Genomic DNA, 16,216 nt, shown 5'->3' on the forward strand with positions numbered 1-16,216 from the left:
ATCGGTGATTCGCAGTGCTGCTGGAGTGAGGCCGTAGGCCGAACGGAAGCAGCACTGCGAAGCGCGAACTGTTCGCGCTTCGCAGTGCTGCTTCCGTTCGGCCTACGGCCTCACTCCAGCAGCACTGCGAATCACCGATCCCAATTCCCCAACCCAATCTTTCATAACGCCTGGTACAGGAATTGGGGGCATCCCAGGTCCACATCGCGTTGACCGTCGCGGTCTTGCGACCCCCTTCGCCGGGTGTGCGACTGCTTTCCCGCGAACTAGCTCTTGCGTGGTGCGATCCAACTTAGTCCAGTTGGTCCACCGCGATCGTCGCCGTCATCGTGTGAGACTTTCCGGGCTTCAGCTCGATCGATCGTTTGCCAATGTTGGCCGTTTCGATGCAAACCATCCCCTGCCACTCGTTATCGCCAAAATCGGGCATGCGGGCACTTTTATCGACCCAAGGGTTCCACACGACAGTGTTGTGGGAATGGGATTTTGAGATCGTGATGATCCGCTTCATGCCAGGATCGGTAAGCCGCGTCGTTGATGTGGTTTCCAGATAGACACGATCGCATTCACCGTCAAATCGGATGGCGGATCCTGTTTCCATTTTGGTCGTGCCTCCATCGACCTTGTCGATGTATCCGGCCGGCTCCAGACCGCGGATGCTTACCGAGTGAATGTCGCTTACCGTCAAATAGGTATGCATTGCCTCTTCATAGGTCACCGTGGCAGCCGCTTGTGGTGACAGCGTGACATGAAGTTCCAGCGAGAGCACTTCACCGAAACGCACTGTGTACGCCAACGCAAAGTCTTCGATTTCAGTTCTCATCACCAATTCGACGACGTTGCCTTCGCGAAGCGACGTCTTCACGACGTCCCAAGATCGTGTTCGCGCCCAGCCATGCCCGGGGGCTTTGGGATGTCCCGCCAATGGGCCGAACCAGGGGAAGCAGATCGGCACACCGCCGCGAATCGCTTTTTCCGCTTCGAATACGGATTGCTCGCTCATCCAGAGGACGGGTTTCTGGTTCGTCGGTTGAAAGTGCGTCACGTGGGCGCCGTGAATATAAATTTCACCTTCGCATTGGTCCGAGGTCACAACGGCTTTGATCAAACCACCCTGCCCCGCCACGAACTTCACCTCGGCAATCCCAAAACGTTGATTCAAATCTTCTAACTTCATCGTGAAATCCGTTCTAGCTTGCTGGATTGAGTGGATCGAATGTACGCGAGATTATAGGCATGCACTCCATGAATAGGGCGTTGCCGTTCATGTGGTTCGATGGAATGGTTTTACACTGCCGCCATTTTCAGCACGGTGTCGAATTCCTTTTTTTTAACCGGTTGGACGCTCAAACGGCTGCCCTTTTGCAACAGCACCATGCCCTCTAGCTTTGCCTGGCCTCGCATCGCCTTTAGTGTGACCGGCGTGTCGAGTTTTTGTTCTAGTTGGATATCGACCATGTACCACGTCGGCTTCGCGGGATCGCTCTTAGGATCGAAATACTTGTGTCGTCGGTCGAAAGCGTGGATGTCGGGATAGCCGCTGCGCACGACGGTCGCCGTGCCAACGACGGCTGGTTCTTTACAGGCCGAGTGGTAGAAGAGGACGCGGTCACCGACCTGAATTTCGTCGCGAAGTGTGTTGCGGGCTTGGTAGTTCCGAACGCCCTCCCACGATGTGGTTTGTTCTTCGGATGTTTCTAAGTCATCGATCGAAAACGTTGTGGGTTCGGTTTTCATGAGCCAGTACTTGGTCATGGGTGCTCCGTCTTGTTGGTTGTGGCGTGATGTTCGTGGAATGTAAAAGTGTGCCGGCTGGGCAAGCTGTGGTCGCCAATGGATTTTTCTAACAGTTTTTACCCAAGACAGGACGATCCACTTAGTGTGCGCCGGGATAGGCGTGCAGTGAAGCGACCGTAGCATCCCGAGAATCGGAAAATGCTGCTAGTCGGGCCATGGAACGGGCCAAGAACCCTCCCGTTTCCTCTTTTGTACAGGCCCGTCCATGCACGTCGACGCCATTCACACTGCCCTCGGTTTGACCTTCACCTTCGTTTGGCTATTCGTCGGCCAAATCTTAGTGGGAAACCGATAGATGAGCTCCCATCGCCAATGATGACCTAGACACTTCAGCGTCGATTTACCGCCAGTACGTCAAGCGCCAGAAGTGTGATCATCTCGTCGATCGTTGGGTCAACGTCATCACCAACCCGATCGTTTGTCGTAGCCACTTCCGCCGCTAGCGGTGTGGCAACCGGCGACTGGTTTGCAATGAGTTTCGCGAAAACCTTGTCCGCCATAGGACTCGAGGTATCCGTCCGGTCGATTCGGTCCTTTGCTTCGCTTGGCGTCTGCGTCAGGCTTCCCACTGGCTCAATTGCCAAGGCAAGGACTCTTTCACTCTCTCCACTGCTCGAAATACGGCTCAGCGAATTGATGATGTTCAGTGCGTCAAGGGCCGAGACTCGGTTGTCGTTGTTGGCATCCAGATAAAGGAAATCAGCAAGGTCGTCCTCGGTAATCGGCATCGTCAGGCCGTTCGAGTTCGGGTCGCCGATTCGCGCGAGCCGGTTGATGATCACTAGCGCGTCGAGCGCCGATGCCTCGCCGCTGCGGTTGACATCGAATCGGTCGAGCGGATTGACGAAGGGTGTAGGATTCTGAATGCGAATTTCGACTCCCGATTGACGCGCCACATGAACGAAACTATTTCCGACAAACATCGGTGCTTCGGCAACCCAGCCGGCACCGTAGTCGACTGAATCGTCTTCGTCGTAAATCAGTTCTAGGTACCCGGCTTGGCTATCCTGGTTCGCGAGTTTTGCAAGGCTAAGCAACAGCGTGTTGCCACCGTCGCCTCGAAGGTCAAGGGTTTCCAGCGATTCCAGTGCGCCGTCGGGCAGGGCGAGCAAATCTAGGTGTACGTCGCTACCGATCAACTTCAACAAGTCCGTTCCGTCGCCACCGGAAAACTGGACGTTCCCCTGGTTTGTCTCGACCGTGTCGTCTCCGTCCCCGGTTTCGATCACCAACAAACCGGAAAGCAAGTTGGGTGTGAAGATCACGGTGTCGTCAAGGCCCGTTCCGCGAAGGGTGCTTTGCATTGCAAGGACCGAACCGTCAATGCTGATCAGGCCTGACGTTACGGAATCACTGGCAAGCTGGACGATCAATTCACCATCGGCCGAGATTTCGCTGTCCGTGCCAGCATCAAAACTGTCCGTCAATGTGAAAACGATGTCGCCGCCACTTTGGACCCAGCGTCCGGCTGGCAGGCTGGCGCTACGTGCCGTGATCAAAATGTCGCCCAGCGAAGACAGTCCCTCGCTGACGTTGACCGTTTGTGGCGAAAGGATCGAAAGCGTTCGCCCCGCCGAAATTCCTTGCGTTGCCCCGTGACGAGAATTGACAAACTCACCTTCGCCGCTGTTGTCGGCTTCATTTTCGATCACGCCGCCGACAAAAATTTTGCCGATCGTTTCCAGGAAAACATCACCCGTGGTTGCTTGCCCTTCAACGAACGTCGCTCCCACTCGCAGCGGTAACGCGGCTGTCCCGATATTATCGGCCGCGAACAGCCAAACTTTCCCATCGACGTGAATGACGTTCGGCGGCGCGTCGGGGCGACCGTAGATACTGCCACTCAGTGCGGCGATGAACGCCGTATCGTCGGTAAAGACATGGACCAATACCAAGTCGCCATTCGTTTCATTGACGTAGGCATTGCCGGTGCTATGGACCGTGACAAAACCGGCCGAGTCGGCCGCATGACTTGAATCGATATCCAGCTCGTTACCCGCAACGCCAATGCCGCCCAAGTTGGCGGTCAAAGCGACGTGATTGCCAATTAAATCGGCGCGAGGGTTGCCGGCGATGATGCTGCCGTCCGCAGATTCGGGATCATACGGATCCGCCACATCGACGGCGTCAAGAATTGAAACATCCGCCATCAGGCTGATGTCGCCGGAGCGAGAAAGGATTTGCCGAACATTCAAGTTGCCGGCTGTTTCGACAATCCAAATGGATCCGTCCGCGATTGCAGTGACGGAACCATTTTCGCCCGCGTTGATGTCAAGAAAATCATCGCTCTTGCCGATCGATCCTCCGGCTCGCAAAACGATCTCGACAGCTTGAATGTTGGTGGTGTCTAAATTGAATGCGTCAAAGATCGATCCGTCGGCTTCGATCTGAACGATCGACGTCTTTGAAAAGACTTGGTTGATTTGCAGGTCAGCCGCGTCACCTGTTTCGTTACGCTGCTCGACGACGACTTCGTTGTCGGCTCGTGCGATCAGATACCCACCTTGGCCTGATTCGATTCCGATGGGTGAGGCGACCGACCCGAGGCTGCCGGCACCGGATTCCAAAACGATGCGGCCGCCAACGATGTTTGCTTCGCCGTTGCTGGTCGCTTCACCGGAAAGGTCGCCTTCGATCTTAATTTGCACTCGTTGGTCGGCGCCCGCTTCAACACGATCGATGCGCAAGCTGCTTTCGGACCCAATGAAGATATGACGGTTGGATGTTGCCGTAACCAAACCGGTGATTTCGAGGTCGATATCCTCTCGGCGCAGTACTCGAATGAACGGTGCCGAATCATGATCCGCCGGATCGGTGACAGCAGGTGCGATCAGAATGTTTCTCGGCTGGTCGAGCTGAAGTGATCCCGCCTCGGTTTCCGACACGTCCAATGTCATTCGCGTTCCCTCGATCGCGGTGATCTCATAGAACATTCCGTCGTCGGTCGTATCGCGTGTGTTGCTTTCCAGATAAACGAACTGACCGTCGACAAACCCGTAGTCGGCCCAGACGGTGGTGTCGTCATTTTGCTGGATCAAGTCGATCGAGTCACCATTGATCCGAGCCAATACGAGACTGGGAGCCTGCTGCAGGTAAACAATGTCGCCAGGCTCTGCGGCAGTCAGGTTGGCTTGCTCGTCCAGCGTCAGGACAGCCGCGTTGCCATCGGTGGAACGCAGGTCGATCGTTGTCCCGTTGTCATAGCGACCAATGCCTTCGGTGACGTTCAAAGTCACGTTTCGCCCTACTATGTTTGGTTCTTCGATCACAAACTCGGTGTCGGTGACGTTCAGGAATTCGATGCTTCGCAGTGACAACAATTCGTCATCGGTCCAAACCTTCATCGACGCATCGATGGCGTCCAGGTCTTCCGTTGAGGGCTCGTACACGAAACCTTCGATCCGCGAATCGCCGCGCGATCCCCACGTGTCGTGCAAGTCGTGGTACTGGACCGTACGACTTTCTTTCAGTGTCGTGATGGCGGCTTCATCGCCGTCATAAAAGTCGGCTTCTTCATCCGAAAGCGTCACCCGATGATTCAGGTCGTATGCCGACGGGTCGACCTGAGTCTCGCGAAAATTCCAGTACGCTGCGTAGGATTGCGTTTGTGAAGCGACGAGGGCGGCGATTCGCTCGTCACGCTTGTCGCTCGAACCGCGATCAACGGTCAATTGTAGATCGTCCCAAACTTTAGCCGCGATTTCCGCGATCGCCCGCTCGTCGCGTACGTCGTTCGGGTTGCCATCGATCAGCGTACCGCCTGCCACAAAGTCAATCCGGACATCGCCACCGGCCACGACGCGATCCAGGATCATACTGGTAAAGTGGTGCATGTAGATTTCGTGCGCGGCAGTGGCTGTCAGACGATGATTGGGGTTCTTGATCTCGTTGAAATAGCCGGCGTCGACCGGAAGTGCTCGGTCTTCACCACCAACATCGCCATCGAGTTGACCAATGCTTCCTGTTTCGGATTCCAAGTGGATCGCATTTCCATCGACCCAACCGAGGTGATAGGTGGTTGCCTCCGCTCGCCCTTGGACAATGCTGCCTTGGGCCGACAGAAAAACGTCTCCATCGGTTTCGTCGGTTTGGGCACGGTTTGCCCACACCCGCTCGATCGGCAAATCACCACTGATCTCGTACACGGAAATGTGACCGTCCGTTGTTTGCAAACCCACACTGGAAAACAATTCCACATGCGTCCAACTCGCTTCATCGGTGTAATCTTGCAGTGACAAATCAATCATTGCTCGAGTTCCCTGGTAGCGATAGACGTCGCCCGGTTCGCCGCCGGCAACGTGGTCTTCCGCGATGCGGACGCGCGAACCGACGTTCACCAATCGAGCCGTCGCTGCGTCCGAACGAAGATCAAAAGGAACGACGTCAACGACGTTTGTTCGCAGCGGGACATCTTCGTTTCCGATTGATCGTTCGGTAACAACACGAATTATGTTGCCGCCTACGACGCCATCGACCGAACCCTGCAGCACCGAACCGTCGCTATGAATCGTGGTCGTGCCATTCGGATTCACTAACGCACCTGCGATGAAAACGTTGCCAACTGATTCAATCAGAATTTCACCTTCGGATTGTCCTTGAAATTGAATGTCAATCGGCCGGTCGGCTTCGATCGTATGCGTGTGCAGTGTCCGCGTTCCCCGGGTCGTGATTCGCGTGCTGTAATAGGTTGTGGTGCCGATCCAGTTGGTTTCTTGATAGTTGCAGCACGTCCTGGTGGTCGATGGAAACGTATATTCTTGCGAGCTGTAGGTGTAACGATCTAGAGAAAGACCCAAGAACCCTCCCGATAGGCCGACGAAGAAGTAAGGTCCCGCATCCAGGATCTTTGGCACGCCGATCGGCTGCACCGTTCTTGAGATTTCGTCCTCGGGATCGGGCGCGATGAAATCGAGTCCAAGCCAACTCGATGAACCATACTTCACAGTCGTTCGCTCAAGTTCCTCCTCGGCGATCGTCCATCCGTATCGCAAGTTTTCCTTTGGCTGATAAATGAAGTTGGTTCCGTTCGCAACCGTTTCGACTCCCGCGGGGGTATCCGTCCGGATCACGTCACCTTCGCGTTGATAGATAGAAACGCGTGGGTCTTCCACGGTCGCGTCACTAAGATCTTTGATGATGACCGTACCTCGACCGCGGCGCGAGACGTCCAGACGTTTGACTTCGATGTCGTATGACGTTTGGTTATCGATGTTGATTTTGGCGTAGTCACTGAGAACACGAATCTGGCCGTTGCGCGTGTTGGCGATGTGTCCGGTCAGGTCAACGTAGCCGCCGCTGACACGAAGCTCTTCGACGACAATACGGTCGCGGTCGGCATCCCATCGGGCCAACAAGTCCGAACGATCAAGTGAATTCAGCTTGATCAGCCCGGTCAGACTGCTGTTCTGCTGCAGTGACGCAATTTCGTTAGCGGTGGCTGAACCAATCACTAATTTGTACTCTGGTTTTCCACTTTGAATGATGCCGTTGACGTTGATGTACTGAGCCGAAACGAAGATCGCACTTCCGATCAGACTGATGTCCGTCGGTTCCGTCGCCAGGTAGTTGGTCACGGCCGGATTGGTTTCGCTGGTGATTCCCAAATTGAAGGTCCCGCCCGGCAATACGGTCGGTTCTGCACTTGTCGTTCCCTGACCTCCCACGGTGCCTAAAATGGAGTGGCGTTCGGTTAACTTATTCCACTTGGCATGTTCGGCACCACCGGCTTCATACACGCTGCCAACGTCGGGCAAGTTGATCACGACGCTGCCGTTGTTGCCCGCCGAAATGGTTTGAGTTTCGCCGCTGACAGATGCGTTGATGGTGATGCTGCCGGCGCCGCTGGTGACGGTACGCAGGGTAACGTCACCGCCCAAGTTTTCGATCGGTCCCGAGACAGTGATGTTCGGCCAAGAAATCGAGCTGCTTCCCGAGGGCACAATGTAGGTATTGTCGACCAAAATGAAGGTGGCTGCATCCACACCCTCGCCACCACCAACCGTCCGACCATTAAGAAAGACGCCACCGTTGTCTTCGGGAACTTCAATTCCCAACAAATCAATCTGAGCCCGCGTGTCATTGATAATTTCGACACTTGCATCGCCGGGCGCTTCAAGAACGCCTGACCCAACGAGCGAGTCAGCGCGCACGTCGATGGAACCGGCTTTCGCAAAGATCGGATCGATCAAAAGGGTTAGCCCCAATCGCTCGACACGTTCGAGGTAGCCAGCGGGAGCACCGGGCGGAGTGTCAAGCAAGTTTTGCTCGGCAAGTTCAGCTTTCAATCGAGTGACTTCGCGTTCGTAAAACGTTTTCAGTTGCGCGTTGTCGCTGTAAGTCGCTAGTTGCTCTTCCGCTTGGGCAAGAGCCAAGTCGAGCGCCGAATTGATCGGTTCGACGATTTTTTGAAATGGCACATCTCCCGTTGAGCGATCCGACAGATTCACCGTATAGAGATCGGGCGTTTCTTCGCCGGGCGTACCGTTCGGATTATTTGGCGGGTTCACTCGGTCAATGCTCGTGATCTCAAGCACTCGATTGCGGGCGATCCCGGTTTGCACGGTGCCTGCGACGGTGACGATGCCACTTGCATCCGAATCCGCCGTGCCGGCAAACTGTTCGACTCCGCCTTCGCCCAGTAGACCGTCGATGACGCCAGTGACGCCGGTCGTCCAATTGACCGCTTTGACTTGTGCCAAAACGTTGTTGTCGCCAAATTGTTCGGCGTGCATGCGAACATCTCCCGCCGAGCGAACGGTGGCACCGGCCGAGATCGTGATCTGATTTTCTTGGTACAGAAAAGCACGGGCGTCCATGACGTCGATCGGAATCAGGCTGCCGGCAAACGTGTCCACACGCGAGTGAATGTTGTATTCATCTGGATTGAAATGAGTGTCGGTGCCCGCGGCAAGGTTCAAATCGCGACCCGTCTCGATCGATGCACCGTCCTGTAGCGAGATGCGATTGTTGGGGCGAATATCGATCGTCGATACCCCCGAACCAATGGTGGCACCACCAAAGGTTTCCGAGTTGGCTTGGATGTCGATGTCGCCGCTGCCGCCGGTGTAGATGCTGGCGGTGCCCGTTGTGATCAAACTCGAGCGAGGCGCGAACGTGACGATCGCATCATCCGCCAGCGTACGAATCGTCGAGATGTTGCTGCCGCCAGCAGCGACTCCACCGCTTCGCAGGGTCAGCTCATCCAACGCATCGATGCGGTTTTTGGCGACCATGGAAACATCGCCACCAGAAAGGTTGTCAATGTTGATCGCTGCATCGGCACCAATGTCAATGGTCGTACGAATGGTCAAGTCGGTGTGACTATCGACGCCAACACCGGCAATCAAACCACCGGCGGTAGCGTCGACGTTTCCAAAGAAGTGATCGAATCGTTTGGTGAGCTGACTTTCGGCTCTCAGGTCCAATCCGGTACTATCGAACGTCACACCGTTACCAATGTCGACACGAGTCGTTGGCATGATCACATTGTCCAAGTCGCCACCGCCACCGGAGATGAACCCGCCGGCAGCGGCCAGCAATGTCGAGTCGAATCCTGGTTCGCTTACCGCAAACAAGGAGGCGTCACCCGTTAAATGGATCGCGGCATTATCGCCAATTTCCACGATTGCTTCGGTCACCACGCGAGTATTCGGAATCGCGACGGCACCACTCACCCCACCCACGGCGCCGGCTACCGTCTTAGCGAAATTTTTCGGACGTGACGTTGCGGACAGCGTCAAGTTGTCGCCGTCCAGATCGACGTTCGCTCCAATCCGCGTGGTTATTTTTGCACTGGATTCAGACGATGATTTCGAGACACCCGCGGCAACCAGACCAGCCGCCAGACTACTCGACTGGGCGATCAGTTCCGCGGTGTGACTATTCGTGATCGAAATGTCGCCGACGGAATCAATCACACTTTCGTCAGCGATTTCTGCAGTGACTTGCGTTGTGTCGACCGCCGACGTTACCGTCGCATCAACGCCCAACAAAACGCCGCCGGCGGAACCTTGCGCGAACGCTCGAGATGGAAGGTAATTTCCAGAGTCGACGTTGACTCCCAGGTTGCCGACGACGATTCCGTTTCCGCGGCTTCCGATCGAAACCAAAACGGTGCCGCCGAGTTCGACGCGAGCGGCCGAGACTCCGACGGCCAATCCGGTGCTAACCGTCATGCCTGCAGCATCCGCGGTCGCAACTGGATTGCTAAAAACAAGAATCGCCAAACCAAGAGCGGTCACTTCGCTCGCAATGACCTGAGCATGGGTGACCGGGGTGATGATGCTAGTTGCCGATGAACCGCTCAGTCCGATTCCGATTGCGCCCGCCGCGACGCTCGTGACCTCGGTTTGAACATCGGAAATCGAGCCTTGCGACGATTCAATGGTAATGGAGCTGGTCGCAGTCAGCGTGCTGTCCTCGACGCGGCTATCAACGATCGACGTGATCGTGCCACGGGCCCCCGCGCCGCCGCCAGCGACTGCGATCGAGTTCAGCGAAATGGCTTCGGCAACGGACGAGGCGGTAGCGGTCACCGTGACGTCGTTGTCATCACTTGCGAGTATTGAAATTCCGCCAGCAGCGGTGTTCACGACCGAACGACGAATCTGTGACTGCAGCTTGTTCTTCACATCAGTGACGCCGCTGGCCGCGGCGACCGAGAGGCCGCCGGCGTATACACCCGCGGCGATGGCAAGCGAAGCGGCACCGACGAAAGATTCGATGGTAAAATCGCTGGTCGTCACTACCGCAACGCCATGATCGGCGTCGATTCCCGGGCCCGTCGTATCCTGGATGACCGCCACGATTTCGACTTCGACATCATTTGCTACCGAAACGCCGGTGCCCGCAATCGCGCCGCTGGTGCTGCCCGCTGCGGCGGCGACGGAACCGGCAACGACCGACGCCATGATCGTACCCTTGGCATCGGCCGTGACGTTCAACCGACCGTCAGCGTCGATCTGGCTTTGATTGACGTAGGCTTTGACCTGCGCCGATCCGGCACCCCGCTCGGCAGTCGGGTCATCCAGGAAAGTTGCGGAATCGCCAATACGATTCGACGACGACGAAACACCGAACGAGGCCGCAGCCCCCGTGACGCCACCGGCAATGGCAACCGAAGCCGCTCGGACAAGCGCGGTAATGTCGGCCATATCGATCGCAGTCACCAAGACATCGTCGGTGGACTTGATGACACTGTCGTTGACCAACGCGACTGTTTGATTGCTGATGACGTTGTCGGCTGCGGCGCCCGCACCGGAAACACCAATCCCCGTCGATCCGATGGCTAGTGAGACCGACGCAGCGGTTGAGATCGCCGAGATACTGGCCGTCTCTTCCGCGACGACATGAATGCTTGCTAACGAGTCCAGCGTTGATCCGATAACCGACGCCGTTGTCTTGTTGCTAATCTCGTTATTGGCCACAGAAACCCCGACTGCGACCGAGACGGCCGTGGTGCTCGATAGCGTGGCGCCAAGTGCGGCGCCGATCGAAGTCGCCACGATTTCCGAGTCGTCCCGAGCGTTAACGCCGATGCCTTTTATTCGATCGTCTGCTGCGGCGAATGTGGACGTGACCGCGCTGTTGTTGATTGTCGCCGTGACCGTGTTGGCGATCGTGTTACCAGACCCTGCACCGGCGCCAAAAAGTGCAACAGCAAAACCCGCACTGCCCGCCAATCCTGCTGAAGCGGCGATGGTCAGTGCGCTGATTTTGGCTTCGTCGCTTGCCGCGATCACGCTGACTTGATCGGAAGCCGTCACGGTCGAAGTATCGATCGCTGCACGAACGGTATTGCCGACCTCGTTGATCGCCATACTGATCCCAACCGCGCCGGCGATGCTTCCGCCAGCCCCTCCGGTCACACCGATTCCAACACCGCCCGCGTCAGCTACGATCTCGCTGCTATCAGTGGCCGTGACGGTCACGGCATTGCCCGTGACGGTGCTTCCGGTGTTTAGTTCGGCCGAAACCCTTTTCGCAATCACGTTCTGCGCAGCGGCGCCTGCGCCGCCAAACGATCCCGATTGGCCCGCGCCAAGGTTCGCCGACACGCTTCCGGCGATTCCAAGAGCCTTGGATAGCGAGTCGGAATTTGCATCGACCAACAGGTCGCCGCCAGTCAGTGCGACATCGGAGTTTTCGATCGATGAAGCGACGACGCCGCTGATGTCGTTGATCGCGACGCTGACACCCGCCGACAACGCAGTCCTTGTCGCGGGCGAGAGCGAAGCGGCAATCGAGAATCCGCCGGCGTCCGCTTCGATGTTGGATCGGTCCAATGCCGTCACGCTGACATCGCCTGCGGAAAGCACGTCGCTGTCCTTGATGAACGCAGCGACGTTTTGCTCGATCGTATTGACTCCCACCGCGCCGGCACCGGCAAGATTTAGTTTGCCGGCGGGGCCTGTGCTTGAAACTTGCACGGCAAACGATGCGCCAACAACGACCGCCTGGACCTCGACGCCGGATTGTGCATGAACGACGATCGATCCCACGTCAACCTGTTGGCTTTCCAAGTAAGCGGTGACGTTGCCAGTGATGTGGTTCACAGCAACAGGAACCGTCAATGCAATCGGTCCGATCGGTTTCGCATCCGCTTTAGCCGACGACGCGTTGCTTCCGACACCCTGCAACGCCCCCGCCATGACCAACGAGAACATGTCGCCGCCGGCAATGGCCGAGACGTCAACGAGACCGCCGACGTTCAGCGAGTCAGCGTGCCCGATGTGAGCATCGACGTTTTGAGCGATCACGTTGACACCGACCGAAGTGCCGATACCAACCTGTTTTCCCTTCAAGAATGCACCAACGACGGTGACCCGGTCAAGAACGTCGTCGGCCAAGACCACAAGAGCACCGGCATCGATCTTGGCGCTTGCGCCGATGCTTGCACGGGTGTCGGTTCGAATGTCGGACGCTGCGATGGCGGCTGAAAAACCAAATTGCGTTGATCCGGTACCGGTTTGCACCATCGCCAAGTTGTAGATATCGCTGACAGCGTTGACCGTGACAGCCTCCTTTGCATTGACGACGGCATGGTCCCGGATTTCGGCAACCGCCGAGTTGTCAGTCAGTGTCAGCAGCATCGATCCGCCGGCACCGTTCTTGCCGGAAACGCCCAGCGGATTGGCGAGATCGGACAGGAAGTCGTGGACGCTTCCGTTTTCTCGCTTGTTACCCCGAGAGATTGCTTCGGCCAAACCCGGCGCGCTCAAATTCAACGACGACATGTGGCCAGCTTCGATCACAAACACATCCAACAACGACTCGACCACTACAAATTGATCATCGGAGGCAAAGCTCGGATCCTGGTTCACTTGCACACCTTGGCCGATTGATGCCAATGCTTGATTCGTCGTGTCCGTCACCATGATTCCAAGTGCCAGCGACAACTTGCTGTCGTCACCACTTGCCAACGTTCGCGAGTACACATTGACCAATCCGGCCAATCCGTGCGTCCCGTCTAGAAACGACTGAAAACTGTCGAGTCCCAATTGATCGATCGTGACAGCACCGTTGACGCCGTCGTCATCGCTGGCCAAAAACGGATAGACAATTTCCGAATCGACGCGAGTTTCGCCTCGGGCATTCAAGGTGGCTTGTCGCAGTACATCCTCGGAATCCAGAGATTGGTCCACGATGACGGCCTGAGCATCGTTGTTGTAAATTCCGATTCCGCCGCTGACAGCGAACTCGTTTCCTTTATCGCCTTCCTCGTTTAACGATCCGCGTGTTGATTCTGCAATCGACCCCAGTTTGGTGCGCTGGACAATGTCCGCGTCTACCGTGATCGTGGTATCGGACGTCAGCACAGCGGTGGCGCCGATGATTGCGTGGACGTCGTGATCGAAAAAGGCAACCGCAATCGAACCGGCCGCATCGAAGCCACCGCTTTCGGACGAATCGTCCGGGTCCTTGGTTTGGTTCGGATCGACGTCGGTCACGTCAATAGCTTCCGATACACCGTTGCCTTGGATACTGTCGCGCAGCGAGTCAAAAAATCCTAACCCGGCCGATGCGATGTTCTCGATCCGACCTGCCAGCGCACCGCCCACCACTGCCGACCAAGGCTGCTCGCCCTCGGTCAGATTAACACCCGATTCGGCCTTGTTCGAAGCCGCCAGACTCGCGGTGACACGAATGCCGCCGATCTGTTCGCGATCGAAAGCGTGGTCCAGCGGGTTGCCGGTGCGCACCGCACTTCGCACGTCAACCACGGCGGCGGCAAATGCTCCGGCCAGCGATCCTGCCAATCGAATGCGGTTGGGATTTCGCGAATCGGCGACGGCGTAGTAACCGTGATTCGTACGGAGGCCTTCGATGGGTGCGTCAGGCAACGTGACATTCCCAAGGCTGCCGACAACTTCACCGTCCGCATCAAACGCAAACATCTCCTGCGTCACCGACTTCGCCGGATCGGTTTGGTACAGCAAAAAGTCGCCCGTCTGCAGTCCGTGTCCACTGGGCAGCTCGATCCAGTTCCCTTCGGAGTCAACGGCGGTTTCGGGCGCAAACGTTTGTACGCTTTCTGCAAAGCGAAACCCGTGATTCCCGTTGGCCGGGGCGTCGAAATCGATAAACGCAGTCTCACCCGGCAACCGCAATTTGATTTGTCCGCCAACGACGGTGACTTCGTAAACTTGACTTTGCACCAATCCATCAATGCCACGGACCGATGGGTCGTCGTTACCTTGCGGGCCCAGGTACGTCACTCGCGTGACGCCGGACGGAAGTGAAACAGAAATCAAGCCGTCCGACGTCCCCGCTTCGGTGGCAACATCGGTCGCCGCAAACGTTGCCATACCGAGTCGCGTAAGCGAGTGCTGGCTACTAGCGGCGACTTGGCGATTGTCCAGTTCAATACTGGCTGCGCGAATCAACCGAACCGTTTGTTCCAGCTTGTCGCCGACCGGATTCTCGTTGGTGATCTCATGGATGATGTAAGTCTGGCGATCATCCAATCCCAGATCACCGCCACCCAGATTTTGGTACGTAATCGCTTCGCCGACTTTCAACGGATTACTGGCCGGGATTTCCCGAAAAATGATCGCATCCTGACTCGAAAACAGGTCCTTTCCGGGGAACTCGATTCGACGGGTGCCCGTTTCGCGGCTCATGATTGTGCCGTGAACTTGCGATGTCACCGTCGCGTTGTCGACACCAACCGCGCCCGAAAAACCGGCGGTTCCATCGTTGAAGATCGCGGTCGTCGCACTGACTTCATTGGCCACACTGGAAGTTGCATCGACCCAAACCGCACCACCCGCATCGATCGCAGTCCTTTCGCCGACATTGATTGTTGATGTCTCGTCCGTAAAGGCAATCGCAAGGTTGATTGCGTTGCTGACCTTCGGCGCGTCGGGGGCTGTCGCCCGCGAGTTGGCTTCGCTGCGAGAAACGGTTTCGGCTGTGCTGGTGGCGTCGGTGGCGATCCGCACGTTGCCCGCCGTGGCTGTGATCTGGCTAGTTCCCAGCATATCGATGGTGGCGGATGACTGTGACCTGCTGAATCCGACGGACAACGAAACCGGGAAACCTGACGCATTCAATCCGGTCACGGCGATCGCATTTAGCGAAGCATCCGCCGCAGCTGTCGCGATCACATCGATCGAGGTCTGACTTTGCAAAACCGCTTCTTCCAAAGTAATATTGGCCGAAGCAGAATGAATTTTCGCTTGTCCGGAAAGCGGGCCGACCGAGCTAAGACCGATTTGCGGGATGGCTTCCAGTTGGCTGATCAAATCGCCGGCAATGCCGTCTTGATGGGCGCCAAGCTCATTCCAGCCCGTCGACGTCGCGCCCTCGGCCGACAAGACAATTTGGTTGGCAAAGATCGACGCGCTATGGATCTCGATCGAGTATGTTTCGGTTGCCAACAAGCCACGCAGGACCGCGTCGGACAGGATCGTTCCGAGCAAATCAGGTTGTTTGATCGCCGTTAATGTGACGTCCGCGTCACTGTTGATCGCACCGCCAATGACGGAGATCGATCCGGCTGAAACGGCAAGTGAGTTTGCCTCGATGTCGACGCTTGAATCGACCAGCAACGAGCGACTGGTAATCTCGATCATCTTGGAATCGATGTCGTCGACGCCTTCCGAACGAATCACTGAATTGTCCGACCGATCGATCACCTGGATCGAGTCGCCAATTCGCTGAAGCTGCACATCCAGCCCGATCGCATTGACTTCGAAATCGGCCGCCAGCATCTGTCGCGATTCGAGATTTTCGACGATCAGACGGCGGCGTCGGGACTGGTTGCGATTCGAATTCGCGTTCAATCGACGGCGATTGGAATAGGTGGAACGTGCGGACATGACGGATATTCTTCTCTGAAAAAAGCAAGGTATGCCACACAGGTTGAGTGATTCTTCATGGAGTCCCGTGAATCAACTACAATCGATGACATCCCCAA

General features: G+C 56.6%; 3 protein-coding genes. All 3 read right to left on the minus strand.

Annotated elements, in window-relative coordinates:
* Nucleotides 1-292: 292 nt before the first annotated feature.
* Nucleotides 293-1,177 carry a D-hexose-6-phosphate mutarotase gene (locus tag Poly51_RS08825; RefSeq protein WP_146456388.1) on the minus strand — a complete coding sequence of 295 codons (885 nt, stop codon included), beginning with the start codon at nt 1,175-1,177 and terminating at the stop codon, nt 293-295.
* Nucleotides 1,178-1,287: 110 nt separating this feature from the next.
* The gene (locus Poly51_RS08830; RefSeq protein WP_146456390.1) at nt 1,288-1,737 is read right to left on the minus strand and encodes an EVE domain-containing protein; all 450 of its coding nucleotides are present in this window, start codon (nt 1,735-1,737) and stop codon (nt 1,288-1,290) included.
* 389 nt (nt 1,738-2,126) lie between these two features.
* Complete coding sequence (locus Poly51_RS08835; RefSeq protein ID WP_146456392.1) at nt 2,127-16,118, minus strand: dockerin type I domain-containing protein; 13,992 nt, start codon at nt 16,116-16,118, stop codon at nt 2,127-2,129.
* Between the last annotated feature and the right edge of the window lie 98 nt (nt 16,119-16,216).

The sequence above is a fragment of the Rubripirellula tenax genome, from assembly GCF_007860125.1.
GTDB classification, from domain to species: domain Bacteria; phylum Planctomycetota; class Planctomycetia; order Pirellulales; family Pirellulaceae; genus Rubripirellula; species Rubripirellula tenax.

Excerpts from the sequence above, each read along its gene's own strand:
- Poly51_RS08825 (WP_146456388.1), bottom strand. The coding sequence starts at position 1,177 with ATGAAGTTAGAAGATTTGAATCAACGTTTTGGGATTGCCGAGGTGAAG.
- Poly51_RS08830 (WP_146456390.1), bottom strand. The coding sequence starts at position 1,737 with ATGAAAACCGAACCCACAACGTTTTCGATCGATGACTTAGAAACATCC.
- Poly51_RS08835 (WP_146456392.1), bottom strand. The coding sequence starts at position 16,118 with ATGTCCGCACGTTCCACCTATTCCAATCGCCGTCGATTGAACGCGAAT.